General features: G+C 55.5%; 20 protein-coding genes and 1 pseudogene. 10 read left to right on the forward strand and 11 right to left on the reverse strand.

What is annotated here, in order from left to right; genetic code table 11:
- Positions 1-6: 6 nt before the first annotated feature.
- The 4 genes from AB7M29_RS26370 to gmd are packed head-to-tail and all read right to left on the reverse strand — an operon-like array spanning position 7 to position 4,186.
- On the reverse strand, positions 7-1,116 hold the full coding sequence (locus AB7M29_RS26370; protein WP_454248349.1) for a glycosyltransferase family 4 protein: 1,110 nt from the start codon (positions 1,114-1,116) through the stop codon (positions 7-9).
- Positions 1,113-2,258: a glycosyltransferase family 4 protein gene (locus AB7M29_RS26375; RefSeq protein ID WP_454248350.1), complete on the reverse strand. Its 1,146-nt coding sequence runs from the start codon at positions 2,256-2,258 to the stop codon at positions 1,113-1,115. The genes AB7M29_RS26370 and AB7M29_RS26375 overlap by 4 nt, the downstream gene beginning before the upstream one ends.
- Complete coding sequence (locus tag AB7M29_RS26380) at positions 2,259-3,155, reverse strand: GDP-mannose 4,6-dehydratase (protein WP_454248351.1); 897 nt, start codon at positions 3,153-3,155, stop codon at positions 2,259-2,261. It abuts the gene before it with no gap.
- Entirely contained in the window at positions 3,155-4,186 is a 1,032-nt protein-coding gene (gene gmd, locus AB7M29_RS26385; RefSeq protein WP_223472941.1) for a GDP-mannose 4,6-dehydratase, read from the reverse strand. The genes AB7M29_RS26380 and gmd overlap by 1 nt, the downstream gene beginning before the upstream one ends.
- 654 nt (positions 4,187-4,840) lie before the next feature.
- Between gmd and AB7M29_RS26390 the strand changes: the two genes are divergently transcribed.
- The 10 genes and pseudogenes from AB7M29_RS26390 (at position 4,841) to AB7M29_RS26435 (ending at position 16,284) form a co-directional block, all read left to right on the forward strand.
- Positions 4,841-5,830 carry an FAD-binding oxidoreductase gene (locus tag AB7M29_RS26390; RefSeq protein WP_454248352.1) on the forward strand — a complete coding sequence of 330 codons (990 nt, stop codon included), beginning with the start codon at positions 4,841-4,843 and terminating at the stop codon, positions 5,828-5,830.
- Between the two features lie 12 nt (positions 5,831-5,842).
- A complete protein-coding gene (gene rfbF / locus AB7M29_RS26395; protein ID WP_454248353.1) occupies positions 5,843-6,616 on the forward strand; it encodes a glucose-1-phosphate cytidylyltransferase in 774 nt (257 codons plus the stop codon).
- 1 nt (position 6,617) lies between these two features.
- Positions 6,618-7,703, forward strand: a complete 1,086-nt coding sequence (gene rfbG / locus AB7M29_RS26400; protein WP_454248354.1) for a CDP-glucose 4,6-dehydratase — start codon at positions 6,618-6,620, stop codon at positions 7,701-7,703.
- Positions 7,704-7,732: 29 nt separating this feature from the next.
- Positions 7,733-9,046: a lipopolysaccharide biosynthesis protein RfbH gene (rfbH, locus tag AB7M29_RS26405; RefSeq protein ID WP_454248355.1), complete on the forward strand. Its 1,314-nt coding sequence runs from the start codon at positions 7,733-7,735 to the stop codon at positions 9,044-9,046.
- Positions 9,047-9,049: 3 nt separating this feature from the next.
- Entirely contained in the window at positions 9,050-10,765 is a 1,716-nt protein-coding gene (locus tag AB7M29_RS26410; RefSeq protein ID WP_454248356.1) for a thiamine pyrophosphate-binding protein, read from the forward strand.
- Entirely contained in the window at positions 10,762-11,697 is a 936-nt protein-coding gene (locus tag AB7M29_RS26415; RefSeq protein ID WP_454248357.1) for an NAD-dependent epimerase/dehydratase family protein, read from the forward strand. The genes AB7M29_RS26410 and AB7M29_RS26415 overlap by 4 nt, the downstream gene beginning before the upstream one ends.
- Positions 11,684-12,088 carry a GtrA family protein gene (locus AB7M29_RS26420; protein WP_454248358.1) on the forward strand — a complete coding sequence of 135 codons (405 nt, stop codon included), beginning with the start codon at positions 11,684-11,686 and terminating at the stop codon, positions 12,086-12,088. The genes AB7M29_RS26415 and AB7M29_RS26420 overlap by 14 nt, the downstream gene beginning before the upstream one ends.
- Positions 12,081-13,013, forward strand: coding sequence for a glycosyltransferase family 2 protein (locus tag AB7M29_RS26425; RefSeq protein ID WP_454248359.1), 933 nt, complete (start codon positions 12,081-12,083; stop codon positions 13,011-13,013). The genes AB7M29_RS26420 and AB7M29_RS26425 overlap by 8 nt, the downstream gene beginning before the upstream one ends.
- 20 nt (positions 13,014-13,033) lie before the next feature.
- On the forward strand, positions 13,034-15,328 hold the full coding sequence (locus AB7M29_RS26430; protein WP_454248360.1) for a DUF7024 domain-containing protein: 2,295 nt from the start codon (positions 13,034-13,036) through the stop codon (positions 15,326-15,328).
- 26 nt (positions 15,329-15,354) lie between these two features.
- Positions 15,355-16,284, forward strand: a pseudogene (locus AB7M29_RS26435) (NAD-dependent epimerase/dehydratase family protein).
- 70 nt (positions 16,285-16,354) lie between these two features.
- Here the strand turns inward: AB7M29_RS26435 and AB7M29_RS26440 are convergent.
- The 7 genes from AB7M29_RS26440 to AB7M29_RS26470 form a co-directional block, all read right to left on the reverse strand.
- Entirely contained in the window at positions 16,355-17,113 is a 759-nt protein-coding gene (locus tag AB7M29_RS26440; RefSeq protein ID WP_454248361.1) for a glycosyltransferase, read from the reverse strand.
- Between the two features lie 178 nt (positions 17,114-17,291).
- Positions 17,292-19,856 (reverse strand): glycosyltransferase family 4 protein, encoded by a 2,565-nt coding sequence (locus AB7M29_RS26445; protein WP_454248362.1) that lies wholly within the window; start codon positions 19,854-19,856, stop codon positions 17,292-17,294.
- Entirely contained in the window at positions 19,856-21,235 is a 1,380-nt protein-coding gene (locus AB7M29_RS26450; RefSeq protein ID WP_454248363.1) for a methyltransferase domain-containing protein, read from the reverse strand. Before AB7M29_RS26450 ends, AB7M29_RS26445 begins: the two co-directional genes overlap by 1 nt.
- Positions 21,235-22,449 carry an ABC transporter ATP-binding protein gene (locus AB7M29_RS26455; protein ID WP_454248364.1) on the reverse strand — a complete coding sequence of 405 codons (1,215 nt, stop codon included), beginning with the start codon at positions 22,447-22,449 and terminating at the stop codon, positions 21,235-21,237. The genes AB7M29_RS26450 and AB7M29_RS26455 overlap by 1 nt, the downstream gene beginning before the upstream one ends.
- Positions 22,446-23,240, reverse strand: a complete 795-nt coding sequence (locus tag AB7M29_RS26460; RefSeq protein WP_454248365.1) for an ABC transporter permease — start codon at positions 23,238-23,240, stop codon at positions 22,446-22,448. The genes AB7M29_RS26455 and AB7M29_RS26460 overlap by 4 nt, the downstream gene beginning before the upstream one ends.
- A gap of 147 nt (positions 23,241-23,387) precedes the next feature.
- Positions 23,388-24,749, reverse strand: coding sequence for a phosphomannomutase (locus AB7M29_RS26465; RefSeq protein ID WP_454248366.1), 1,362 nt, complete (start codon positions 24,747-24,749; stop codon positions 23,388-23,390).
- Between the two features lie 126 nt (positions 24,750-24,875).
- Positions 24,876-26,318, reverse strand: a complete 1,443-nt coding sequence (locus tag AB7M29_RS26470; RefSeq protein ID WP_454248367.1) for a mannose-1-phosphate guanylyltransferase/mannose-6-phosphate isomerase — start codon at positions 26,316-26,318, stop codon at positions 24,876-24,878.
- Between the last annotated feature and the right edge of the window lie 207 nt (positions 26,319-26,525).

Raw genomic sequence — 26,525 nt, forward strand, 5'->3', positions numbered from 1 at the left:
AACACTTCAAAGCAGAGACCGATAAATCTCTGCATAGGACTTCGCCATCGAATCAGCCGAAAACACTTCCTCGAACCGCCGCGCAGCCGCCTCACCCATCGACGCTGCAACCGCGGGTTGATTCCAGAGGTGGTTCATTGCATCTGCCAGCGCTGCAGAATCCCGGGGAGGAACAACCAACCCGGTCTCTCCTGAGAGGTTGATATAAGTAGTACCAGAACCTATCTCACAAGAAATCATCGGCTTCCCGTACATCGCGCCCTCAAGCAATGAAATACCGAAAGACTCGGATCTCAGATGCGAAGGAAAAACGAACGCATAGCACAGCGTTAACAGAGCGGCTTTGTCATCGTCAGGTAAACCACCGAGAAAATGCACATTCGATAGCCCTAATTGATTCGCCTGAGCTTTAAGCTCTGCCTCAAGGTGCCCTCCCCCCAGAATCACTACGGGAAGCTGAGTCGTTTTTGCCGCCTCAAGCAGATAATCCAGCCCTTTGTAGTACCGCAGAGCCCCGACAAACAGAAAAAAACGCTCGCCCAGACGCGCGCGCCAGAATGCTAGTTTTTCAGCAGAGGGAGTCGGGTAAGTTTGTCGGTCCAAACCATAGGGAACAACACGGACTTTGTTTTTAAAACGCGTCAATACCGGACTGCTTTCAGCATAGTTGGGCGATGAAGCAACGATGCAGTCAACGCTGGACAAGAAACGGTTCATCAATGGCTGATAAAGCTTGAGGAGTGTCTTTTGTTTGACGATATCGGAGTGATAACTGACAACGGCGGGCTTGCGAATTCGACTGACGAAATGCACAAGATCCATGTAAGGCCACGGAAAATGGTAGTGAACAATGTCTGCCTTCTGCGCCAGCTCGGCAAAATCCTTGAACGCCGACAGCGAGAAACCAGTGGACGCTACATGCAGGTCGAGTTTGGAGCGATGAGTCAGGTGATGTCCCACCGGCTCATTGCGCGCCGCACCTCGCTCACTGAGGTAAAGCACTTCGGACTCAAAGCCGTGCCTTATTCCACCTTCAGCAATCTGAAAGATGACCTGTTCAATGCCACCCATGGTCTCCGGGTAGTATGTCTTGAAGAAGTGCAGAACCTTGATCATTGTCCCTTGACCACCTTCCGATAAACCTGAAGCGTTTCCATTGCGCAGCGTTCCCACGAAAACCTCGCCGCATGCAACAAGCCTTGCTCGACCGCGCTGGAACGCCACGACTCATCTTCCAGACCTTGCTGGATGAGCCCTGTCAACGTTTCGACGTCCATGGCGTCGCACATCAGGGCCGCATTGCCGGCGACCTCCGGAAGTGACGAGCTGTTAGAGCAAACGACAGGGACACCAGAACTCATGGCTTCCAGAACCGGCAAACCAAACCCTTCATACAATGAAGGAAAGGTAAAAAGACGAGCGCCAGCAAACAGCAGAGGAAGGTCTTCACTGGGTACAAACCCCAGGTAATAGGCCCAGCCTTCACGGCGGGCGCTTTCGAGCCGTTGGTGAATACTTTCGTTGCGCCAGCCGTGATAGCCGGTGAGCACCAAAGGCCAGCGCTTGCGCACTTCCAACGGCAGACGTGAATACGCATCCAGCAACGTTTCGATATTCTTGCGAGGCTCGATCGTCCCGACAAACAGGCTGTAACCACCCACCTCGAGACCATGGCGTGAAAGCGTGCTTCTGAGATCTTCCGCGCTACGAGGATGAAACTCGGCGGAACTGGCCAGCGGCACCGTATGGATACGCTCTATAGGCCAGGAAAAGTACTCCGCCAACTCTTTACGCGTGTACTCGGAGTCCGTGATCAACGCGTCTGCTCGTACCAGTGTGGTCTTCAGCTCTTTCTGCAAGTAACGCACAAGTTGCGGCGCATGGCAGTGAGACCAGGTAAATGGAGACAGATCGTGGAATGTAGCAACACTGCGGCCGGCAAAGGGTGGCAGGAAATAATTCGGGCTATGGTAAAGAAAATCACCATGATTTTTTAACGCATGCTTCCTGAGCAACGGCATAAGGAGCCGATACGCTTCAACCGCCAGGAAGTTTTTCTGCACCGCTCGTTTCAAGCCATAACCACTACCCGACTCGTTGGCAGCCGTAGGCAGCGCAGGCAAAAATCGCCGACCGGCAAAAAACTGCAGGTCGGTGATTTCAGGATTCTGCTGCAGCCGCAGCGCCAATTCGTAGGTGTAACGACCGATGCCAGTCAGCGGAAACCGGACCGGCTCAACAGAAAGAATTAACTTCATTTATTCGGCCGTCAGCATCCAGCCCAGGGTTTCGTCCAGGGAAGGTGTTGACCAGCCGGGAACCAGAGCACGTAACCGTGAATTATCCCCGCACAGGGTTTTCACCTCATTGGCACGCACAAAGGCCGGATTCACTTCGACCTCAATATCGTGCCCGGTCAACCCTTTGCACATTTCGATGACTTCACGAAGCGAATGAGTATTGCCAGAGCTGACATTAATAGTCTGCCCCAGCGGCTTGGCCTCGATAAGTCCTCGATAGGCCTTCACCAACGCACGAACGTCGCTGAAATCACGCCAGACATCGAGATTGCCCAGTTCGATTTTTTGCGCCTTGCGCCGGAAATGGGAAACGATTTTCGGCAGCAAGAAATTCTCGGCCTGGCCAACACCGGTGTAGTTGAAAGGACGAGTAATAACGATAGGCAGGCGCTCGTGCCAAAGATTGGCCATGTACTCCATGGCCAACTTGCTAACGGCATAATCGTTGGCTGGCGCCGGAGTTGTGGCTTCCGACAACAGGCCACCCGAAGCGTTGCCATAGACATTGGCACTGCTGGCGATCAGCACACAATCCAAGGGTTTTCCACTGGCCGCGACGGCTTCCAGCAAATTGCGCGTGCCTATCAAGTTCACTTGATAGAACGCGTCCGCTGCGCCATGCCCGACAAACGCCAATGCCGCGAGATGAACCACAACATCAGGCTGAATCTTTGCCAGCAACGTCCGCAAACCCGGGCCATCGGCCAGATCCACCTGGTAATAATTGCGTTCATCGGAAGGCTGACTACCCAACCCGACAACCTCGTAGCCATGAGCCCGAAGTTCATCCGCCATGTAACGACCGGTGAAACCTTGAATACCTGTAATCAGCGCACGTTTGCCAGCAATGGTCATCAGAATGAAAATCCTTGTTCATTACGACGCAAGTCGGCTTCAACCATCATGCGGCACAATTCTTCCAGAGAGGTTTTCGGCTCCCAACCCAAAACTTCCTTGGCCTTGGCCGGGTTGCCGATCAGCAACTCAACTTCAGTCGGGCGGTAGAATTTCGGGTTAATGGTGATCAGCACTTTGCCGGTAGCCGCATCAGTGCCCTGCTCGGCCTCTGCAGTACCTGCCCAGGAAATAGTGATACCCACAGCCTTGAACGCCATGGAAACGAAGTCGCGAACAGTCTCGGTGCGGTTAGTCGCCAACACGAAAGTGTCCGGCTCATCGGCCTGCAGCATCCGCCACATCCCTTCGACGTACTCCTTGGCAAAACCCCAGTCGCGCTTGGCGTCGAGGTTACCCAGCTCCATCTTGTCCAGCAGGCCCAGCTTGATCTTGGCTACAGAGTCAGTGATCTTGCGGGTCACGAACTCACGGCCACGCAGTGGGGATTCGTGGTTGAACAAGATACCGCTGGTGGCAAAAATGCCGTACGACTCGCGATAGTTGATGGTCATCCAGTGAGCGTAGAGCTTGGCCACACCATAAGGGCTGCGCGGATAGAAAGGCGTGCTCTCGATCTGCGGGATAGCTTGCACCTTGCCAAACATCTCGGAAGTGGATGCCTGGTAGAAACGAACCTTCGGATTAACGATGCGAATCGCTTCAAGCAGGTTTACCGCACCGAGACCGGTGATCTCTGCAGTGGTGATCGGCTGCTCGAACGAAACACCCACGAAACTCTGCGCCGCAAGGTTGTAGACCTCGGTGGCTTCGGTGGTCTGCAGCAAACGAATGCTGGCAGACAGATCGGTCAGATCGTATTCGACCAAATGCAGATTAGGGTTGGACTGAATGCCCAACTCTTCGATACGCCAGAAATTGACAGAACTGGTACGACGGTAGGTACCGTATACGGTGTACCCCTTCTCCAGCAGCAGTTCCGCCAGGTAGGCGCCGTCTTGACCAGTGATGCCAGTGACAATTGCTTTCATGCGAATCCTCTAAACTCCATTTTGAGCTTTGGTTGGTTTGCTCACAAAAATTAAGATGCACGGCTAGAGCCGCAGCGACCATTCTGGTCCGCAATGATACCCAAATTGCCTGCCCTGAAGGAACTTTAAAAAGGGAAAGAATCCCTAACCTCCTGTCGCCTCGAGCACCCTGGCCCGCCCATAAAAAGTGTGGCGGACCGCTCGCACAATCAACGCATGCGCCCCTGCAGCAATTGATGCACACAACTCACACCTAGGTTATCATCCAGCCCCTTGAAGACATGAGACCCAACACTCTGGCGGCGCTACTTCATAACCTGACATGGATGTGAGCTTTCAACATGATGATGGATTTCATGAGAATAATTTGGTGACTGTTGATGTGGCGGCAGTATTGAACGTCCCTGCTACAAGGGCTTACCAACACCAGCCCTGCGCACAGAACCTCAGTGATCACAGCTATCACCAGAAGCGCTTTCTGAGTGCCGTTGATTTCTCCGTGCCCGCTGTCCGTTCACGCGCGGCCTCTCACCTTCACTCAACGCCCGTCAACTTAAGATTTCCATTTTTTCATAGCCGTCGAATCTTCGATTCCAAGGCAAGCTGACGGCAGCATGGCCGCCCCGTACAGAATTTTCTTATCCGGTAACCGATATGGCTTCAGTAAAACTTCATAACGGGAAAGCATTCAGCTCCGAGGCAGGCACATCAATGCTCGACAGTGCCAGGACTGAAGGCATCACTCTCGAATACAGCTGCAGGACGGGACGCTGTGGTGTTTGCAAAACCAAAGTTCTCTCTGGTGAAACTGAAGCGTTCAAGGACGAGACGTCTCTGACACCCGATGAGAGCGCAGCAGGATTGATCTTGACGTGCTGCCGCCACGCCCTCACCGATGTGGAGATCGATGCCGAAGACCTTGGAGCACTCGGAAACATTGTCGTAAAAACACTTCCCTGCAGAATCGACACGATCAGCAAGCTCGCCGACAATGTTGTGGAAGTCATCCTTAGACTACCGCCCAATAGCAAATTCACTTATTTGCCAGGACAGTACCTCGACATCATCGGTGAAGCAGGCCTGCGCCGTAGCTATTCCATTGCCAATGCCCAGCGCGTTGACGGAAAACTGGAATTACAGATCCGGGAGGTCGAACAAGGCTTGATGTCGCAGTACTGGTTCACCAGTGCAAAGACCAACGACCTCTTGCGACTGGAAGGCCCGCTAGGCACCTTCAGCCTGCGTGAAAAGGACGTTAAGAACATCGTTTTCCTGGCCACCGGTACTGGTATCGCTCCCGTCAAGGCCATGCTTGAGCAATTGCTTGTTAATCCCTCGATGACCGCCGGGAAGAAGGTTTTCATCTATTGGGGGGGCCGTACGCTCAGCGACATCTATTGGAACCCGCAACTTCAGGGGCTGGACGCCACCTTCATACCGGTACTGTCGCGAGCGGACGCTCGGTGGACAGGACGGACTGGCTATATACAATCGGCGCTGATCAAGGATGCCATCGATCTCACACAATCGGTCGTCTATGCCTGCGGCTCGGAAGACATGATTCATTCCGCACGGGATGCACTGACAACTTCGGGACTGCCCGCCAAACACTTTTATTCAGATGCATTTGTAAGCTCAAACTGATAAGGAGCAATCATGAAAGCGGTCATTTTGGCAGGCGGTTTGGGCACACGCCTGAGCGAAGAAACCAGTGTACGTCCAAAGCCCATGGTCGAAATTGGTGGAAAACCAATCCTCTGGCACATCATGAAGATGTATTCCGCGCACGGCATCAATGATTTCATTATCTGCTGTGGATACAAAGGCTATCTGATCAAAGAGTACTTCGCCAATTACTTCCTGCACTCGTCGGATGTAACTTTCAACATGCGTGAAAACACCATGAAAGTACACGACAAACGCGCCGAGGACTGGAATGTCACATTGGTCGACACCGGTGATTCTTCGATGACCGGCGGTCGCTTGCGCCGCGTGGCAGATTACGTTAGAAACGAAGAGGTGTTCTGCTTCACCTATGGTGATGGCGTCGGCGATATAGACATCAGCGCCACCATTGCCTTCCACAAACAGCATGGCAAGGCAGCGACACTCACTGCCACCTATCCCCCGGGTCGCTTTGGCGCGCTGGACATCAAGCAACACCAGGTTCTTAACTTCAAGGAAAAGCCAAAAGGCGACGGCGCCATGATCAATGGCGGTTTTTTCGTATTGTCCCCTCAAGTCCTCGAATACCTGATCGACGACAGCACTGTCTGGGAGCAAGAGCCTTTGATGGGGCTGGCAGCGGACGGCCAGTTGATGGCACACGAGCACCAGGGCTTCTGGCAGCCAATGGATACCCTGCACGATAAAAACCTGCTGGAAAAACTTTGGCAAAATGGCAAGGCACCTTGGAAATCCTGGGAATAATATGAAAGCTACCGTCACCGCTGCCTTCTGGAAGGGAAAGAAGGTATTTCTCACAGGTCATACCGGATTCAAGGGCAGCTGGTTGTCCCTGTGGCTACAAGACATGGGTGCGCACGTCAAAGGCTTCGCGCTGGCACCGCCTACAACGCCGTCGCTCTTTGAACAAGCGCGCGTTGAGCAAGGCATGGTGGCATCGCAGATTGGCGATATTCGCGACCTGCAAACCATTACCGAAAGCATGACGGCTTTTGATCCAGATATTCTGATCCATATGGCTGCCCAACCCTTGGTCAGGTTGTCATACCGAGAACCTGTCGAGACCTATGCCACCAATGTCATGGGAACTATTCATGTGCTGGAGGCTGCACGCAAATGCCCAAGTCTTCGCGCAATCGTCAATGTCACGACTGACAAGTGCTACGAAAACCAGGAGTGGGAGTGGGGCTATCGTGAAAACGAACCTATGGGCGGCCACGACCCTTATAGCAACAGCAAAGGCTGTGTAGAACTGGTCACCTCCGCCTACCGCAATTCATTCTTTAAAGCTGATGACGCGCCAGCCCTGGCCTCAGCACGTGCTGGCAATGTGATTGGTGGCGGTGACTGGGCAGAAGATCGCCTCATTCCCGACATTCTGCATGCCGTCGAAAAAGGCCAGCCGGTGATCGTTCGCAACCCGAAAGCGACGCGCCCGTGGCAACATGCCCTAGAGCCGCTCAGTGGTTACCTTGTCCTGGCCCAGCACCTGTGGGAGCATGGCCATGCATTCGCGCAAGGCTGGAATTTCGGCCCCCGGGATGAAGATGCTCGTCCCGTCGAATGGATACTCGATCACATGGTGGGAGCATGGGGCGCCGGTGCAAGCTGGCAACTTGATAGCGAATCTCAGCCCCATGAGGCGCGCTACTTGAAGTTGGATATTTCCAAAGCCAAAACCCACTTGAAGTGGGAGCCTACCTGGAGCCTGGAAGCCACACTAACCCGCATCGTCACCTGGCATCACGCCTGGTTGCGAGGCGAGGATATGCATGCCCATTGCGTGAACGAAATCAACAGTTACATGGCAGCCATGGCCGCTGACGCCTAACCAATTAAAAGCTTTAAGCAGGAAATACTATGACCCCCGATATGCTCCGTCAGGAAATCAGCCAGCTCGTTGAGCGTTACGCCCAGACTGCCTTGGCTGCCAAACCTTTTGTTGGGGGCGAGACTGTCATCCCTCCCTCCGGCAAGGTGATTGGCGCGCGCGAACTGCAACTGATGGTCGAAGCATCCCTTGATGGCTGGCTAACCACCGGTCGCTTCAATGCTGAATTCGAAAAAAAACTGGCCGAATTTCTCGGCGTCAATTATCTCATTACCGTCAACTCGGGCTCGTCGGCCAACCTTGTTGCTTTCAGCACATTGACCTCACCCAAGCTGGGTGACCGTGCCATCAAGAAAGGTGACGAAGTCATTGGCGTAGCTGCAGGCTTCCCCACCACCGTCAACCCCATAGTACAGTTCGGGGCGATACCGGTCTTCGTCGATGTCGACATGGCGACCCACAACATTGACCCCGAGCTGATCGAAGCGGCCATCACCCCCAAGACCAAGGCGATCATGCTCGCCCACACCCTTGGTAACCCCTTCAACCTGGGTAAAGTCAAAGCCCTGTGCGAAAAGTACAATCTCTGGCTGGTCGAAGATTGCTGCGATGCACTCGGTGCGACCTATGACGGCAAGATGGTTGGCACCTTTGGCGACATCGCTACCCTGAGTTTCTACCCGGCCCACCACATCACCATGGGGGAAGGTGGTGCGGTGTTCACCAATAACGCCCAGCTCAAATTGATTGCCGAATCGTTCCGTGATTGGGGACGCGACTGCTATTGCGCGCCCGGTTGCGATGATACCTGCGGCAACCGTTTCGGCCAGCAATTTGGCAGCCTGCCACAAGGTTACGATCACAAGTACGTGTATGCCCACTTAGGCTACAACCTGAAGATCACCGACATGCAAGCGGCCTGCGGACTGGCACAGCTCGACCGCGCACCTGAGTTCATCGAAACTCGCAAGCGCAATTTCAAGCTGCTCAAGGAACGCCTGGCGAGCTTGAGCGATTTCCTTGAAATCGCCGAACCAACCCCCAATAGCGACCCATCCTGGTTTGGTTTCCCAGTCACTCTGAAGGAAAGCGCTGGGGTCAAGCGTGTCGACCTGCTCAAGTTCCTGGATCAGAACAAGATCGGTACCCGCCTGCTGTTTGCCGGCAACCTGACCCGTCAGCCGTACTTCCATAACATCGAGTACCGCGTCGTGGGCGAACTGACCAATACTGATCGGACCATGAACCAGACCTTCTGGCTGGGCGTCCAACCCTCCCTGGGCCAAGAGCATTTCGATTACGTTGGTGAAAAACTGGAAGAGTTCTTCGGGATCGGTTTCTAACATATGAAAGCTTCAGATGCAGTAGCAAAAGTACTTGCAGACAATAACGTCCTGTATGGTTTTGAGCTCATCGGTGGAATGATTACCCATCTGGTGGACAGTATTAACTTGCTCGGAAAGACCAAGTTGGTATCAATGCACCATGAGCAAGGCGCTGCCTTTGCTGCATCTGCTGTCGCACGTGCGACCCATCACAAGATCATGGGCGTGGCACTGGGTACAAGTGGACCCGGTGCCACCAACCTGATTACCGGAATTGCAGACTGCTGGCTGGACAGTCACCCATGTCTGTTCCTGACCGGTCAGGTCAACACCCACGAACTCAAGGGCGACAGGCCCATACGTCAGCAGGGCTTCCAGGAGCTCGACAGCGTTGCCTTAGTGAGTAGCATCACCAAGTATGCTCACCAGATCACCCATGTCGATGAACTGATCCCCTGCCTTCTCAAAGCGATCCGCATCGCTCGGGAAGGCCGTCCGGGACCTGTCCTGCTGGACATTCCCATGGACATCCAGCGCGCCGAGATCGATGAGGCGGTGCTGGACCAATTATTAAACGCCTGGACCAATGAAACGACGCTTGCTGCCGAGCAGCACGCCTCGTTCAGCGACGTCTGGACTGCACTGTCCAAGGCTCAAAAACCGGTATTCCTGATCGGCGGTGGCGCAGTAAACAGCCCTGTGTTCAGCCAATGGCTGAGCCTGGTCGGCAAATTGGGCATCCCCCATGTCGCCAGCCTGAAAGGCGCTGAAAAACTCACGGCAAGCGAACACTACCTCGGCATGCTCGGTGCCTATGGCACCCGCGCAGCTAACCATGCCGTCCAGCACTGCGATCTGCTGGTGGTGTTCGGTAGCCGCATGGACGTGCGCCAGACCGGGGCCAAACCCGAAACGTTCGCTGCGAATGCTCACATCATCCAGTTCGATCTGGATGCGGCCCAGCTGGACAACAGGGTCAAGGCCCAAGAGTCGATCCATGCCGACCTGGACGCTGTGTTTGCCGACTTCATCGCGCATGCAGCCAAGCTGCAACCCGCTCCGACGGCCTGGCGCGCTCACCTGGCGCAGGTCTTCAAGCAATCGTTCGTCGATGAGTACACGGCGTGGAACATCAGCCCGTTCGAGCTGCTGAACAACCTCAACGACCTGACCGCCGACCGTGCCCTGGACTATGTTGCCGACGTAGGTAACAACCAGATGTGGGCCGCGCATACCTTGCGCCTGAGCCCCGGCCAAGCCATGCACCACTCAGGCGGCCTGGGCACTATGGGCTTTGCCATTCCTGCCGCCGTGGGCGCCAGCATCGCAGGTGACAAACCGGTTGTCGTCATCACCGGCGACGGCGGTGCGCAGCTCAATATCCAGGAGCTCGACATCATTGCCCGCGACCAGTTGCCGATCCTGACTATCGTACTGAACAATCACTCGCTGGGAATGGTCCGCGGCTTCCAGGAAATGTACTTCGAGGGCCGTAACTCTTCGACTTACTGGGACGGCTATACCTCGCAGTTCCAGGCCCTTGGCGCTGCATATGGCATACATTCGCTAAGCGTTGTCAATCTCGCGGCATTCAAGGCCGCTGTAGCCGAGTTTCTTGCCAACGGCAAACCCATGCTCATCGAAGTCATGATGCCAGACGCGCGGGAATGCCGGCCGCGCCTAGAGTTTGGCCGCCCGATCGATGAGCAGTCGCCACCGCTGGATCTGGGTAAATGAAGCTTGCCATCCTTGGGGCAAGCAGTCATATCGCCAAAGACCTGGTAGCCAGCATCGCTGAACATACTGCTTATGAATGCAACCTGTTCGTACGCGCACCGGGCTCGCTCGATGCCGAACTGCGGGCCATTGCCGAGCGCAAGGAATTTGCCGTGCTCGACTACTCCGGCTTCGATGTCAATTGCCAGTTCGATGCGATCATCAACTTTGTTGGCGTTGGTGATCCCGCCCGGGCCGTACAGATGGGCAAGGACATCTTCACCGTCACCGAGCGGTATGACAACCTTGCCTTGGAGTACCTGCAAAACCATCCTCAGTGCAGATACATTTACCTGAGCAGCGGCGCTGCATACGGTACCAACTTCGAAACACCTGTAACCGAGGCCTCGAAGGCGATATTCGCGATCAATGGGCTAAAGTCGCAGGACTGGTACGGCGCGGCCAAATTCCAGGCCGAGTGCCGCCATCGAGCGCTGCCTGAGGCCGCCATTGTCGATGTGAGGGTGTTCAGTTACTTCAGCCATCGCCAGGCTGTAGAGGCTCGCTTCTTCCTCAGCGACATTCTGCGTGCACTGCAAGCGGGCACAGTGCTGGAGGTTTCACCCGATGACATGCTCCGGGACTACCTCACCCCCGCCGATTTCCTGCAACTGATTGATCGGATCCTGCAGTCGCCAGCGTGCAACGACGTGGTCGACTGCTACAGCCAGGCCCCCATCGGCAAGTTCGAACTGCTGACGGCCTTGAGCGAGCAGTTCGGCCTGCAATTCACAATTGCGGGTGACCAGGCAAGGGTCAATGCCACAGGCGCCAAGGCCCATTACTATTCGCACAATCGCAAGGCCGGGCAACTGTTTGGCTATGTGCCCAGCGACTCTTCGCTAAGTGGTGTCATGCGCGAAATCAGGCAGCATCTGAATGCAAGAGACTAAAGAGACGCCCTCCATGCTACGCAGGCTTCTACAAGTAAAACTGTTTAGATTCCTGTTGGTGGGGGTGATGAATGCGGTGTTCGGCTACGGCTGTTTTGCCGGCTTTCTCTACCTCGGGCTGCACTACAGTGCGGCATTGCTGCTCGCCACGATATTAGGCATAGCCTTCAATTTCAAAAGCACCGGTGCCCTTGTATTCGGCTCGAAGAACAACAAGCTGATTTTCAGGTTCATTGCCGGCTATGGCGTCGTCTATGGCGCCAATGTGGCAGGCATTGCGGCGCTCAAATTACTAGGTGTCGACCCCTACTTGGCTGGCATGGCCTTGATCGTGCCAATGGCCTTACTTTCATTCGTCATTAATAACAGGTTCGTTTTCAATTATGCGTAAGCTTATCAGCATAGTGACACCCTGCTACAACGAAGAAGCCAACATTGATGAGCTTTACCAGCGCATCGTCGAGGTGATGTCGCGCCTTGACTATGACTACGAACATATTTTCATCGATAACTGCTCCACGGATAACAGCCACGCCAAATTGCGCGCCCTAGCCGCGCAAGACAAGCGGGTAAAGCTGATATTCAATGCCCGCAACTTCGGCCATATCCGCTCACCGTACCATGCCTTGCTACAGGCCAATGGCGACGCCGCCGTGCTGATCGCCTCCGACTTGCAAGACCCGCCAGAGATGATCGAAGAATTCGTCAAGAAGTGGGAAGAAGGCTTCAAGACGGTGATGGCGGTCAAGCCGGAGAGCGAGGAATCGCGCCTCATGTTCCTGATGCGTCGCGCCTACTATCGCTTCGTCACCCGCATCTCCGAAGTGCCACTGGTGCAAAACGCCACCGGTGCCGGCCTGTTTGACCGGGCGGTGCTGGATATCCTGAAGAAGATCGACGACCCCTATCCGTATTTCCGCGGCCTGCTGTGTGAAATCGGTTTCCCGATCGCCACCGTGCCATTCAAGCAGCCACGGCGTCAGCGCGGCATCACCAAGAACAACTTCTACACGTTGTATGACATCGCGATGCTGGGCATCACCAACCACTCCAAGGTGCCGTTGCGGCTGATGGTCATGGGTGGGGCGTTACTCGCAGGCCTGAGTCTGCTGGCTGCCTTTGGCTTCCTGATCGCCAAGCTGGTGTTCTGGAATTCGTTCCAGATAGGTATCGCGCCGTTGCTGATCTCGCTGTTCTTCTTCAGTTCGGTACAGATTCTGTTTCTTGGAATGCTGGGGGAATATCTCGGATCGGTTCACACCCAGATGCGCAACATGCCCCTGGTCGTCGAAGCAGAGCGCGTGAATTTTGACTAAGGTAAGTCGAGCAAAAGACAATGAATGCACATAATTTCATGCGCTCGTCACGACCTGTTGACGCCAATGGCACTCCAACGTTGCGAAGTATCCTCGCTGCCGACTGGAAGTTGATTTTCATTGGTGCGCTGGCCTCGTTCTTCCTCGCCAGCATTCTGATGAGCGGAATGCACGAAGGCTTGATTCCAGACCTGTCCACGCCCTACGACTATGCGGGTGACAGTTTGTTTCACGCGTGGATGGCCCAGCGTGTAGCCGAAGGTTGGCTGTTCGATAACGCCCGAAGTGGCTATCCGTTCGGCTCGAACTTTCTGGACTTCCCTGGTTCCGACGCTGGCGCCCACTTGGTCATCAAACTTTCCGCCATGCTCGGCGGGGGCTGGGTGGCCGGAGTCAACCTGTTTTTCCTGCTTGGCTTTGCAGTCTGCTTCATCGCCACTTATGTAACGGCCAGGGCATTCGGTCTCAACCGCAGCTTCGCAGTGACTGCCAGCGCACTCTATACATTCGTGCCCTTCCACTTCCTGCGCTTGCACCACCTTTTCTACACCTGGTATTTCGTTGCTCCGCTGTTCTTCTACTTGGCATTGGATGTTTACCGCACTCGCGAGCCTGCAAAGGCCTGCAGCGTTAAGTCCAAGCTACGCAGGCTATTTGCGATGGCAGTGGGCATGCTGGTACTGGCATCTTTCGGGGTTTACTACGCTTTGTTCGGGGCAATTATCATTGCCTTGGCCGGCGTCTTCAGCACCATCAGGTCGGGTAACCTCCACGGCATCAAGAAAGCTGCATTGCTAAGCGCCGCCATCGTTGCGGGCGTGCTCATCAATATCATACCTAACCTGGTTGGCAATTTCAGAGACGGCCAGAATGTCGAGGTTGCTCAGCGCTCACCTATCGAGGCCGAGATATATGGCTTGAAGATGATGCAGTTGATAATGCCGCGCCCAGAGCATCGGGTACCGTACTTGGCAGAACTCACCCGCCAGTACAACCGCTCCACCCCATTAATCAACGAGAATGCAACCTCGTCGATTGGCGTGATCGGCGCAGCAGGCTTCATGCTGATATTGCTTCTTGTTGCCTTGGCACCCGCCCGTAGCGAGGGCGATGACAGGCTCCGGCTGCTGGCTGCCACCACATTCGTCCTGTTTCTGTTCGCAACCATAGGCGGCCTGGGTGCACTGTTCGCAATGCTTGTTTCGCCCTCGATCAGAGGCTGGAACAGAGCCAGTATCTTTATTGCCTGCGGATCCATACTGTTTTTCTTCATCGCTCTGCAGATCCTTTTGCAGAAGAAAGCGCCGCGGCTCGCAAACTATCCGTTCGCCATCTCGGCGATACTGCTACTAGTCGGCCTGTATGACCAAACCGCGCCAGCATGCCAAGCCTGCAATGCCAGCCAAAAAGTGGCATTTGAAAACGACAAGGACTTTGTCCAGTCCGTCGAAAAAGCGCTTCCGGCGGGCGCTGCTATCTACCAAATGCCTTACATCGGCTTCCCTGAAGTGCCAACACTGCACAGATTGGCCAACTATCAGATGATGGCTGGCGTGTTGCATTCGTCATCGCTGCACTGGAGCTTCGGCGGCATGAAGGGCCGGCCCGGTGACTTGTTCTATCGCTCACTGGCACAAGAGCCAATGGTCCGTCAACTCGAGGTAGTTCGCAAACTTGGCTTCGAGGGTATCTATATCGATCGCCGCGGCTATGCAGACAATGCCGACGCGCTGATCGGAGAGTTGTCTCAGTTGCTTCAGCACCCGCCGCTGTTGCAGAGCGGCAACAAAGAGCTGGTTTTCTTCAAGCTGGACGGTAGTGCGCATCCGCAACTGGCAGTGTTGTCTGCGAAGCAGATCATGGCCCAGGCAGGTTACTTTGCTGACGCTTTAGGCCCACGCATCCCTGGTGATCTGGCGAATGGCATAGACTTTACTCAGCACCTGCTCCCCGATTTCATTAGCGGCGCCGCAGGCCTTTACGCCTACGAGCCTTGGGGGCGCTGGTCTGCCGGGCCGAAAGTAGACTTCGATTTTGCCGACCCACTACCGCAGACATTCACACTCGTATTAAAGGCCCAAGCCTTTGCATCCAATGCACAAAAGCCGATTCGCGTCGAAGTGGGCAGCCACAAATACAGTATTCAGTTGACCAATGGGGTTTCCGAAGTGCGCCTGGATGTTGACCTCAAAGGTACAAGCGCCCAACGCATATCCTTCTTCCCACCCAACCCTGTATCACCCAAGAAAGTTGCTGGTAGTGATGATGAACGCGTGCTCGGCATCGGTTTCGTGTCGATGCGCATCATGCAATAGAAATGGCCGAACTGATGGATACTCTCGTGCCTGACACTACTGTTCTGGTTAATGGCGGCGCCGGTTTCATAGGCTCGCACCTTTCCGACGCATTACCTTGCCAATAGTTATTCGGTGCGGGGTTTTGATGATTTGTCTACCGGCAAGCGCAATAACCTGCCGATGGCCAATCCACGGATCGAGTTCATCGAAGGCGACGTCGCTGATGCGGCCTTGGTCGCACAAGCAGCCAAGGGCTGCCAAGCTGTCGTACACTTGGCAGCCGTCGCTTCGGTACAAGCCTCCGTAGATGACCCAGTACGCACGCATCAGAGCAACTTCATCGGCACTTTGAATGTCTGCGAGGCAATGCGCCTGGCAGGTATCAAGCGGATAGTGTTCGCTTCCAGTGCAGCGATCTACGGCAACAACGGCGAGGGCGGTCCATCGGTGAAGACACGCCAAAGGCGCCATTGACGCCGTATGCGTCGGATAAGCTGGCCAGCGAATTTTATCTGGACTTCTACCGCCGCCAACACGGGTTGAAGCCAGTAATCTTCCGTTTCTTCAATATCTTTGGGCCACGCCAGGACCCGTCCTCGCCATATTCTGGGGTTATCAGCATTTTTGCCGAGCGCGCGCAAAAAGGGCTGCCCATTTCGGTATTTGGTGACGGCGAGCAGACCCGTGACATCTTCTTTGTCAGTGATTTAGTGAAGTTGTTGGTGCAGAGACTGGAGTTCCCCACCGTCGAAGAAGGTGCATTCAACGTTGGCTTGAATAAATCGACATCACTAAATCAGATTTTGGTAGCACTTTCCGAAGTGCTGGGGGGATTGCCAGAAGTCACTTATCAGCCTGCACGTTCAGGGAATATTCGCCATTCTCAGGCCAATAACAAGCGTCTACTAGGTAGCTTCAAAATGTCGGAGCCTACGCCCTTGGACGTTGGTCTGGCACAATTGCTTGGACGATGAAGAAGGGCCGCAAAGCGACCCGAGTAGCTATCACGCTTGAACAGCAGCAGTCCTTGCAGGCGCGCTGGCATCAGCCGTTCCCGGCGAATCTTTGGAGTACGCCAACAGGTGCTTCAGACCCAAGGCGACTTGCCCTCCCCCCGAACCAACAGGGATGTCTGCGTATTACGGGCCACCAACAGGTTGCGTTCATCCAGCACCACCTGCCCAGCTTACGATAGGCCTCAATGTATTTCATCGCCGCATCCGGATCACCCTCCACCGGCCCGGCGACCCATAGTACATCCGCCTGCTCCGGCTTGATCCAGTTGGCCGGGATGCAGCACGGCTGGCTCGCCGGTTGCGGGCGGCTGGCAGGGACCGGGCACAGCTCCTCGAGCACAGTATCGAACGTACCTGGCGGCGGAGCGCCGTGGCAGGCGATCAACTGCGGAGTCTCGGTACGCTCAGCTCCCGGCGAAGCGAGCAATGCTTCAATACGCTCAATCACCAAGTCGAAAGCATACGCCTGGATACGTTCACGGCCGGCCGTGCCGTGGGTCACTATCAGCTCCGGTCGGTCAATGTAATTGCGCAGACGCTCCGCCAGCTCTTCAGCATTGCCATGCTCGAACAAGAAACCGGTATTACCGTTGTCCACCAGTTCAGAAATACCACCAATGCGTGAGGCAACCACTGGCAAGCCACAAGCCATGGCCTCGGTGATGGTCACGGGCTGGTTTTCCGGGCATACCGACGGCAGAACAAATACGTGAGCCTGGGCAAAGCGTTCTGCAATACGCACGTTGGGTAGGCGCCCCCCAGAACTTGGCAGAAACGTTGGGGGCAATATCGCGCAGCTCGGCCCTGTAGCTTTCCATCATATGGCCATCACCGACCATGTCGACATGCACCCGCTCGGGTGGAAGCAACGCCAAGGCTTTGAGCAGCGTTGGTACGCCTTTGTGCCCGCCTATGTAACCGGTAAAGATACGTACCGCTTGGGGAGTGCTTCCTTGCCCTCTAAGCTAGCTTGGATCGACGGCTGACTTCCCCTGAGCTTGCGGCAGCGATTCCAGCCGGCGGACGGCCTCGAGCAACTGAGCGGCACTTTGCTTCCACGTCAACCAAGGCATAGTGGTGGATGTCGGTTGAGCACCGCAGGCGTGCAGCTCAAGCCAAGCGCGGAGGCTGGCCGCCATGGTTTGTGAGGTGGAGCCTTCGAAATAGAATGCATGATCACCCGCCACCTCTCTGAACACCGGCAGATCGCGGGCGATGATCGGCAGGCCTTTCTGAGCTGCCTCAATCAGCGGCAGACCGAAGCCTTCCCCTTCGGATGCGGCAATCAGGCAATCGCTGTTGTTGTAAACGTGCTCGAGGTACTCATCGCTGATGCCGTCGAGCCAAAGCAGGTGCCTGCCCAGCTGAGGGTGGGATTGAATCCGCATTGCCAGCTCGTCCACCAACCAACCATGCTTGCCAACGATCACAAGGTTTGCTTGCACACCCTGCGCCCACAAGATGTCGAAGGCGTCCAAGGTCTGCGCATGGCCTTTGCGTGGCTCGAGAGTGCCAACCATCACGAACATTGGGCCCTCGCCGAGGGTTTCGATGCGTAGTGATGGGCTCTCTGGCATGCCTTGGGACGGTACCGACTGGTCGATATCCGCACCCAGGTGGAAGGCATCGATCTTGAACTCGCGCGTACGCTGCGGTCCGCGCTCGATCATCCACGCCTTCAAGTCATCGGCCACTGCCTGGGAGATGCACAGCGCGCCATCGTACTCGGCCACCGCATTGATCCAGTTGAGATAATGCTGCTGGAGGCTGTCAACGAAGCAATGGGGCATTTGCAGAATGAGCAGGTCGTACACGACGAAGTAGATCGACACGCCATGATTGCGCATCGCGTTCAGGAACGGCTTTTTGTGTGGGAGCACGTCCATGAGCAAGTCCAGGCACAGGTAGGCATCGCCCGCCCGGTAGGTAATGGCTTCGTCCTCCATACCCTCGCTGTCGGTCTGGCCGAGAAACCTCGCCGCGAAGCGTGAAGCATAGCGGTAGAACGTTTCGCCAGCGACGGTATAGACCGGTTTGACATCGTAGGATTGCGGCGGATTGTTCAACCACTCCAGCAAGATACTGCGCACTACCCGCTGGATGCCGCTTTTCCCGTCATGCTTGCACAGCTCGGAAACATCCACGAACAGGCTAGGTTTGCCCGCCAACCCCTGCAGCGAGTAATCGATGGCCTTGGCCAAGCGCTGGATGTCGAGGGCACCGCTTTCCAGGTAGCCGGACGCGGTCAACGTGTCGACCAGAGCCAGGGCGCCGTCCTTCGTATCATCGGCGCCTTCGGCCGGGCGCTGCACCTGGGTCAGCGCCTGCTCGAATGCGGCTATGGCAGCCTTGCCAGTATTGTCCCAGGAGAACAGCTCGGCACGTTGCAGGCCATGGGCAGCCAGGGCAGCGCGGAATTCATCATCGACCAAGGCTTGGCGCAGCTTCTGCGAAATGGCCTGGACGTCGAACGGGTCGAAGGTCGCCTCCTCCCAGCCAATCACCTCGGGCACGCTGGAGGTGTTGGCGCCGATCACCGGGGCCCCGCACTTCATGGCCTCGAGCGGTGGCAGGCCAAATCCTTCATGCCACGACGGGAATACATAAACCCGGCAGGTGTTGTATAGCGCCACCAGCTCCGCGTCGGTGATGAAGCCAGTGAATACCAGATCTGTCTGACTCAGGCCCTTGCTCAAGGCGAGCTCGCGATACTTGTCGATGTGCCATTGCGGCATCTTGCCGGCAAAGACCAACTGCAGTTCACCCAGCTGCGGCTTGATGGCGGCAAACGCCGTGATCAGCTGTGGCAGGTTTTTGCGGTCGTCTGCCCCGCCGGAATAGAGCACGAAGGTCTCGCGCAGGCCGAACTTGTTCGTCAGGGCATCACGCTCATCCGGGCTCAAGGACACCGGGCGGAAGACATCATCCGCCGCCGTCGAGACGTTGACCAGCCTGGTATCGTCCAGCGGCAACAACGACAGGGCTTCTTGCCTGGCGAATTCGGATATGGATAGCAGCAGACCGTAGTTCTTGAAAGCCTCGACCTTTTCCAGGTAGTGCTTCTTGTAGCCGGGGTTGTTGTCCAGGTACTGCTTGGGGCTGATCAGTGGAATCAAGTCATAGAGCGTGGAGCTAATCAGGGCCTTGCTGTCGAGCAGTGGACTGCCGATCACCGCATCATCGATATAGCCCTCGACCGCGCTGGTGACATGGACCACATCGGGTTTGAGCTCATCAATGCAGGCCTGGCGAATAAGTTCGGCTACTTGCCTTCGACCCAGGTTGGCCGGATCGCGGTCGGCAACGGGCCCCTCTGCGTACCAGACACGAATATGGCTCTGTGGCAGCAGATCGATGAACGCGCTGCGAATGCTGTCGATGCTTTCGCTGAGCATGCCGTTAAGCACCAGGTAGACTTCATGCTCAGCGCAGTTGCGAACAATGCCTTGGGCCAGCGACAGGCTGTAGCGGCCAATCCCCCGAAAGCGGCTTTCGGTTTGCGCGCCCTGCATGTCAATTACGATACGCATTACTTCTGGCCCTTCATCATGGGTTGGCGAAGGGCACTCTCGATAGCGCGGCCTCGCGGGGTCAATGGGGCGTGATCGATCACGCCGTGCTGCGGATCGCTGGCATTGGCGTCATCGACGACGGCGCGGGCCTGAAGCAGCCCGCGAAGCTTGGCCTCCAGCCGTGGGGTACGGTGCAGGATCGCCAGCACTTGGCGCTGGATTGCAGGACGCCGTGCCAACCAGAGTCGGGCGTGAGGCGCAGCTCGGCGCAGCGCATCGGCAAGCGAGGATCGCCCCCCTCGTGCAGGCCAATAGAGGACGCGAGCGACGATCCGCAACGGCACCGTAAGACGCCATGAGGTACTGCGACGAACAGCTTCCAGTTGCTGCTCGTGGGCTAAGGCGCGCAGATACCAGTTGTGTGCGTTGCCAAGCGAAAGATTCATCTCGGCCTCGAGCTTTTCTGCCCGGTCCAGTGTTTCCTGAAGGCGTTGTTGCAAAACGTCGCACTCTTGTTGCAACGCCGATACCTGCGCACCGCGCCTCTCATCTATCAGCTGTAGCTTTTCGGTCTGCTCTGCCTGCAGCCTGTTCATCAATTCGCGAACGTCAGACCCTATTTGATTCTCAATTTTGCAAAGGCGGCCTTCCAGCGCTTTGTCATAGCGTATGGCCAATTGATCGAGCGAGACGCCAAACGATGTCTCGAACACCGCGTCGAATGCTTCGAGCAGCTCGGGCTGCGCCTGCTTCTGCGCGACTACAGCATAGTCAGGACTGGTTCCGGAAAGCACCTCCCAGATACCGACTTTGGCGCTTTCATCGCGTATCTCCGGGGTTTCCTGAAGACGCACCACCTTGGACCGAAGGAAACCGCTGTGCTCGGTCAAAAACGACAGCAGCAGATTCGGTAACGGGCGCTCGTGAGTGGGGTCCAGATAGAAGCTGTTGGTGCCGACCACCACGCTTTCAGCGTTGGGCGTTTCGAGGATCAGCAACCCTGCAGGCCGCAGTACTCGCAAGGCTTCAGCAACCAGATCCTGGAGGATCGGGAACGGTACATGCTCGGCGATGTGGAAGCCGCTGACGACAACCAGGCTTTCATCCGGCAGCTGGCGCAGTGCATTGAGTGCATCGTCCTGGTGCGCCGGCAGCTGCAGTGCATGGCAGCCTTCGAGCATGCCCTCATCCAGGTCCACGCCGGTCGGCGCGTAGCCTTCACGGATAAGCAGCTCAAGCCATTCGCCTCGGCCGCAGCCGATGTCGAGCACAGCACAGTCCTGGTACAGCGCCTTCAGGGGGGCGAGAAAGGGCAGGTAGACTTCGAGCCGTTGAGTGATCAGCTCCCTCGATCCCCGGTAGCGGTCTTCGAAAGCTCTGTAAAAGCCAGCATCCATTATTTGCACTCCACGGTCGGAGGTATCCAGGCCAGACCGACAAACTCGCTTTGCGAAATATTGACTACGTTGAACACGAGGGTTAAATCCACCCATTCATAGTTACGTGATAAATGACTGTCCGCTGTATGTAGTGCGACGGCGACGGAATACGATCCCACACCCAGATTCGCAGCAAAGCTGAATGAATAATTCAACTCCTGACCCGCTTCCAGACCAACAGTTTTGCAGCCCAAGTGATGCGTATTGGTGCCAAACACTGGCTGCCCCAGTCTGTCCTTGATCAGATAACCAACAACCAATTCTGGAATGGCGCTGTTGACCTTCGTACAGATGCGCAAGGAAACGTTTTCCCCGACCGATATATACTCAATCGGGTCGCCGGCGGCGTTATGCAAAGTAACGGACTCGATACTCGCCTCACCGCTACCAGATCGGGTCTGGATGGAGCCGTCCTGCAGCTCGCGTACTTGTACCGTTGCGTTCTCTTTTTCGGCAATCAAGGCGTTGTAGAAGTCCATGACTTCTTCAGGTTTTCCGTCCTTTATGACTGTGCCTTTTTCCAGCAGGATTGCGCGATTGCACAGCGCTTGGATCGCGCCACGGTCATGCGAGACGATCAGCAGTGTGGTGCCTTGCTGCTGGAACTCACGAATACGGTCGAAGCTTTTGTGCTGAAAGTAGCTGTCACCCACTGAGAGCGCTTCGTCCACGATGAGAATCTCAGGACGAATTGCCGTAGCCACGGCAAAAGCGACGCGCATTTGCATGCCACTGGAATAGGTACGCACAGGCTCGTCGAAATACTCGCCGATTTCAGCAAAAGCCTCAATATCATCGATGACTTCACTAATTTTTTCAGCGCTGAAACCCATCAAGCCGGCGGCGTGAAAGACGTTCTGACGGCCAGTCAAATCCGGGGTAAAACCCATGCCCAATTCAAGAATGGCAGCGATTCGACCATTAACCTGAACACTCCCTTCGGTGGGCTGGAGGGTCCCGGTGATCATCTTTAGCAGCGTGGATTTTCCAGCACCGTTCTGGCCAACAATTCCTATGGCTTCCCCTGGATTTATAGAGAAACTGATGTGCTTGAGTACCCAGTGCTCTTCGCTAGGCTTGGTTGGCAAACCGAACCAACGACCGATGCGCTGGAATTCAGAGACATAGACGCGGTAAGCCTTGCCCAGGTTATTTGCAATCAGCAGGCTCATAGTACGTCCACCATTTCCGGCGCCGCGCGGCGGAACATAAATAGGCCCAGCAACAGCAAGCCCATAGCAATAACCGTAGTCACGGCAATTTGCTGGATATCTGGAGATTTGGCATATACAAGAATGTCATGGTAGGCCGTGACGATCGGGTATATAGGGTTCATATCCATGTAGCTTCTGAAACGCTCGGGAATAATATTGGCGGGGTACACCACAGGGGTAAACCAGAACCAGACCTGCAGCAGGATGGGTACAACTTGGCCAACATCCCGAACAAAAACGTTGAGGACGCCGAGAATCAAGCCTATGCCGACAGCCAGAGCGGTGACGGCAACCGTCAACGGAATGAGCCATAGCATCTGCAAATGCGGCCATTGACCCAGCAACGCAAAGACCACCAACAGCGCCAAAAACAGCAGCACATAATTGAGCAGGCACGATCCCACGACAATCACTGGCAAGGTGATGCGCGGAAAGCGCATTTTTTTCATCAGATTGCCTTGGTCGATGAACAGGGTCAGGCAACGGCCGATAATTTCCGAGAAAAGGCTCCAGGCCAGTATCCCGGCCATCAAATAGAGCGCGTAAGCGTATTTGTTATCGATCCCGGGCAGCTTTGCTGCCAGCACGTTGGAGAGCACCAGAGCATAAATGGCGACTTGGGCCAGAGGGTTGATGATCATCCATAGACCGCCTAAACGGCTACGAGCAAAGCGGGCAGAAAACTCATTATGTATAGATGAAAAAACGAATCCCCGGTAATCCCAAAGGCTTTTGAACAGCTCCAACATTCCTGACTCCTGGTAAAAGTGAAGCCAAGTTGCTTCACTCTTGGCGATTCTGAATCGCGGGTTTTACAGCTAAGGCTCAAGGCCTCCGGCAAACGATACGGTTGCGCTCCCAGAGATGGGAATCCAGACCAAACCCACTTAACATACTTATCCCCGGATCAAACCAGCAATTTCCGCCACATAGCGCACAACAAGTTCTTCATCCGCACGACTCTCCACATTCAACCGTAGCAATGGTTCCGTATTGGACCCTCGCAGGCTGAAGCGCCAATCGCCAAACTCCAGGCTGATCCCGTCTGTTTCATCGATAAGCGGGTTGCTCGGCAGGAAGTGTTCGAGCACCTTTCTTAAGGTCTCATTCACATCCGTCACACGATAGTTAATCTCCCCACTACAAGGAAACGCTTCGATTCGCTTCGAGACCAGCTGCGCAAGCGTTTCGCCCGTTTCGGAAATCAATGCTGCCACCAACAACCACGGAATCATCCCGCTGTCGCAATACGCGAAATCGCGGAAGTAGTGGTGAGCGCTCATCTCCCCGCCATATACCGCGTCTTCCTCGCGCATACGCTCCTTGATAAACGCATGTCCGGTTTTGCTCTGAACGGCAATACCACCTGCCTGCTCAACCTGCTCGATAGTGTTCCAGGTCAGGCGCGGGTCGTGGATGATTTTGCTGCCGGGATGTTGCTTGAGCAGCATTTCGGCCAGCAAGCCGACAAGGTAGTAACCCTCGATGAACCGACCATCGGCATCGAAGAAGAAGCAACGATCGAAGTCACCGTCCCATGCCAGGCCCATGTCGCACTGATTTGCCAACAGCGCCTGACGAGTCAGCTCACGGTTTTCGGGTAGCAGCGGGTTCGGAACACCATTCGGAAAGTGGCCATCAGGCACTTCATTGATAAACACCCACTGTAGCGGCAGTCGTGCAGCCAGTGCCTGTAGCACAGGGCCTGCAGCGCCATTACCCGGATCGGCGAGAATCTTGAGGGGCTTCAGGGCGCTGACGTCGACGTAAGTGAGCAAATGGTCGATGTAGGCAGTCTTGTCGAAGGCCTGACGAATCGCGCCTTTTTGTGCCGCTACGGCGCCCAGGTCACCCTGGTCGACGCGTAGGCGAATGGCGTCGAGACCAGTGTCGCCGCTGATAGGGCGAGACTCGGCCTTGACGAGTTTCATGCCATTGTAGCCTTTGGGATTGTGGCTGGCAGTGATCATCACGCCGCCGTCGACTTTGTAATGACTGGTGGCGAAGTAGACTTCCTCAGTGCCGCACAGCCCGATGTCGATCACATCGGCGCCCGCCTCGGTAATGCCGCGCATCAGCGCTGTCGCCAAGGGCGGGCTTTCGAGCCTCATGTCCTGGCCGACTACGAAGGTTTTCCCCTGCAACTCGGCTACGAGTGCACGACCTATGCGGTAGGCGATGTCTTCGTTGAGTTGAGCGGGAACCTGACCACGAATGTCATAGGCTTTGAAGCATTGCGTCACGATAGGAGGATACATTCTGCTCACTAGCTGAAATGTCCGATGCCGCCCAGAGGCGGCAACGGCAAGAATGGACCGCCAGGGCCTGATGCCGCTGGCGCGCTGACCCCGCAAGGCGCGGGGCTCGTATCGGGTTCAGTGTCGTTACTTGTCGACGCGACCGTAGTTGTCTTCGAATCGAACGATGTCATCTTCGCCCAGATAGTCGCCGCTCTGCACTTCGATCAGCACCAGATCGATAACACCCGGGTTCATCAAACGGTGCTGATGGCCGGCACGAATAAACGTGGATTCGTTGGTGTTCAGCATCAATTCTTGCTGGTCGTTGACAACCACAGCCATCCCGCTGACGACGATCCAGTGTTCGCTTCTGTGATGGTGCATCTGCAAGGACAGCGAAGCCTTGGGCTTCACCACAATACGTTTGATCTTGAAACGCTCGCCGTTTTCCAGGGTTGTGTAAGTCCCCCAAGGACGATGCACGGTACGGTGGAGCAAATGGACCGTGTGGCTGGCTGCTTTGAGCTGATTGACGATATGTTTTACGTCTTGGGCATGATCTTTGTGGGCGATCATCACCGCGTCCGGGGTATCGATGACCAGCAAGTCTTCAACCCCTACCAGCGCAGTCAGTCGATCTTCACTGTTTACGTAGTTGTTGCGTGAATTGTGGGACAACACCTCGCCTTCAAAACGGTTGCCGTTTTCATCAGGCTCGGTCAACTCACTGACGGCATTCCAGGACCCGATGTCACTCCAACCGATATCACAAGGGATGGTCGCTACTTTGGAGGAGCGCTCCATCAATGCGTAGTCGATGGAGATGTCCGGAACCTCTGCGAATGCATCAGCGTCGAGCGCCAGGCAACGATATTTGTCAGAGGTAGTGAGGCGCGAATTTTCAATGGTTTTACTGACCGCCGCCACCACGTCCGGAGCATGCTGGCGAAGCTCTTCCAGCACACTGCCGACCCGGAAGCAGAACATCCCGGAGTTCCAGTAGTAGTTGCCTGCGCTAACGTAACCTTCAGCGGTTTCTAGATTGGGCTTTTCGACGAAGCGCGTAACCTTCAGGCCACCCTTCAGAGGTGCATCTTTCTGCGCTTCAATGTACCCGAACCCTGTTTCAGGATAGGTCGGCTGAATCCCAAAGGTTACCAGCCAGCCTTCGGCGGCAAGCGTCATCGCACTGGCTACTGCAGCAGCAAACGCTTTTTCATCTTTTATCAGGTGGTCTGCCGCCAGCACCAGCATCTGGGCGTCGGGGCCATGCGTGGCTTCGAGCTGAAGCGCCGCGGCAGCAACGGCGGCAGCTGTATTACGTCCGAAAGGCTCAAGGATGAAACCTTGCGAATGTTTGAGCGTGTTGACTGCGCCGTACTCGTCTTCGGTCTTGAACAGGAGTTCCCGGTTGGTCACCGTAAGAACCTCCACAACACCTTCCAGACGCGAGGCACGAAGGAACGTTTTCTGGATTAGATTCTGGCCATCTGGCAGATCCATGAACGGCTTTGGATGGGCCTCTCGAGAAACGGGCCACAACCGGCTACCCACTCCGCCAGACAAAATTACGGGAATCAGTTCCATGCTCTAAATCCTTAATCCCCCTCCTGGCAGATATGTCCAGAAAGCAGGCTCATTTATGTTTCCGATCATTCCTGCATCGTTACAAACTCTTTGCTCGAAACGATTGCAGGGGTGACAGCTCGACTTCGATCCAAACCCATCGGCTTTATACCTGGCGCCTCTCGGATTGACTCATTCACCACTTGTCGGAAGCCTTTCTTTGAAAGG

This window comes from Pseudomonas sp. F-14 TE3623, from assembly GCF_053629015.1.

Coding starts and splice junctions, on each gene's coding strand:
- AB7M29_RS26425 (WP_454248359.1), top strand. CDS start 12,081: ATGCGTAAGCTTATCAGCATAGTGACACCCTGCTACAACGAAGAAGCC.
- rfbH (WP_454248355.1), top strand. CDS start 7,733: ATGACCCCCGATATGCTCCGTCAGGAAATCAGCCAGCTCGTTGAGCGT.
- AB7M29_RS26380 (WP_454248351.1), bottom strand. CDS start 3,155: ATGACCATTGCTGGCAAACGTGCGCTGATTACAGGTATTCAAGGTTTC.
- AB7M29_RS26390 (WP_454248352.1), top strand. CDS start 4,841: ATGGCTTCAGTAAAACTTCATAACGGGAAAGCATTCAGCTCCGAGGCA.
- AB7M29_RS26370 (WP_454248349.1), bottom strand. CDS start 1,116: ATGATCAAGGTTCTGCACTTCTTCAAGACATACTACCCGGAGACCATG.
- rfbG (WP_454248354.1), top strand. CDS start 6,618: ATGAAAGCTACCGTCACCGCTGCCTTCTGGAAGGGAAAGAAGGTATTT.
- AB7M29_RS26430 (WP_454248360.1), top strand. CDS start 13,034: ATGAATGCACATAATTTCATGCGCTCGTCACGACCTGTTGACGCCAAT.
- AB7M29_RS26450 (WP_454248363.1), bottom strand. CDS start 21,235: ATGGATGCTGGCTTTTACAGAGCTTTCGAAGACCGCTACCGGGGATCG.
- AB7M29_RS26410 (WP_454248356.1), top strand. CDS start 9,050: ATGAAAGCTTCAGATGCAGTAGCAAAAGTACTTGCAGACAATAACGTC.
- AB7M29_RS26375 (WP_454248350.1), bottom strand. CDS start 2,258: ATGAAGTTAATTCTTTCTGTTGAGCCGGTCCGGTTTCCGCTGACTGGC.
- AB7M29_RS26465 (WP_454248366.1), bottom strand. CDS start 24,749: ATGTATCCTCCTATCGTGACGCAATGCTTCAAAGCCTATGACATTCGT.
- AB7M29_RS26420 (WP_454248358.1), top strand. CDS start 11,684: ATGCAAGAGACTAAAGAGACGCCCTCCATGCTACGCAGGCTTCTACAA.
- AB7M29_RS26415 (WP_454248357.1), top strand. CDS start 10,762: ATGAAGCTTGCCATCCTTGGGGCAAGCAGTCATATCGCCAAAGACCTG.
- gmd (WP_223472941.1), bottom strand. CDS start 4,186: ATGAAAGCAATTGTCACTGGCATCACTGGTCAAGACGGCGCCTACCTG.
- AB7M29_RS26460 (WP_454248365.1), bottom strand. CDS start 23,240: ATGTTGGAGCTGTTCAAAAGCCTTTGGGATTACCGGGGATTCGTTTTT.
- rfbF (WP_454248353.1), top strand. CDS start 5,843: ATGAAAGCGGTCATTTTGGCAGGCGGTTTGGGCACACGCCTGAGCGAA.
- AB7M29_RS26470 (WP_454248367.1), bottom strand. CDS start 26,318: ATGGAACTGATTCCCGTAATTTTGTCTGGCGGAGTGGGTAGCCGGTTG.
- AB7M29_RS26455 (WP_454248364.1), bottom strand. CDS start 22,449: ATGAGCCTGCTGATTGCAAATAACCTGGGCAAGGCTTACCGCGTCTAT.
- AB7M29_RS26445 (WP_454248362.1), bottom strand. CDS start 19,856: ATGCGTATCGTAATTGACATGCAGGGCGCGCAAACCGAAAGCCGCTTT.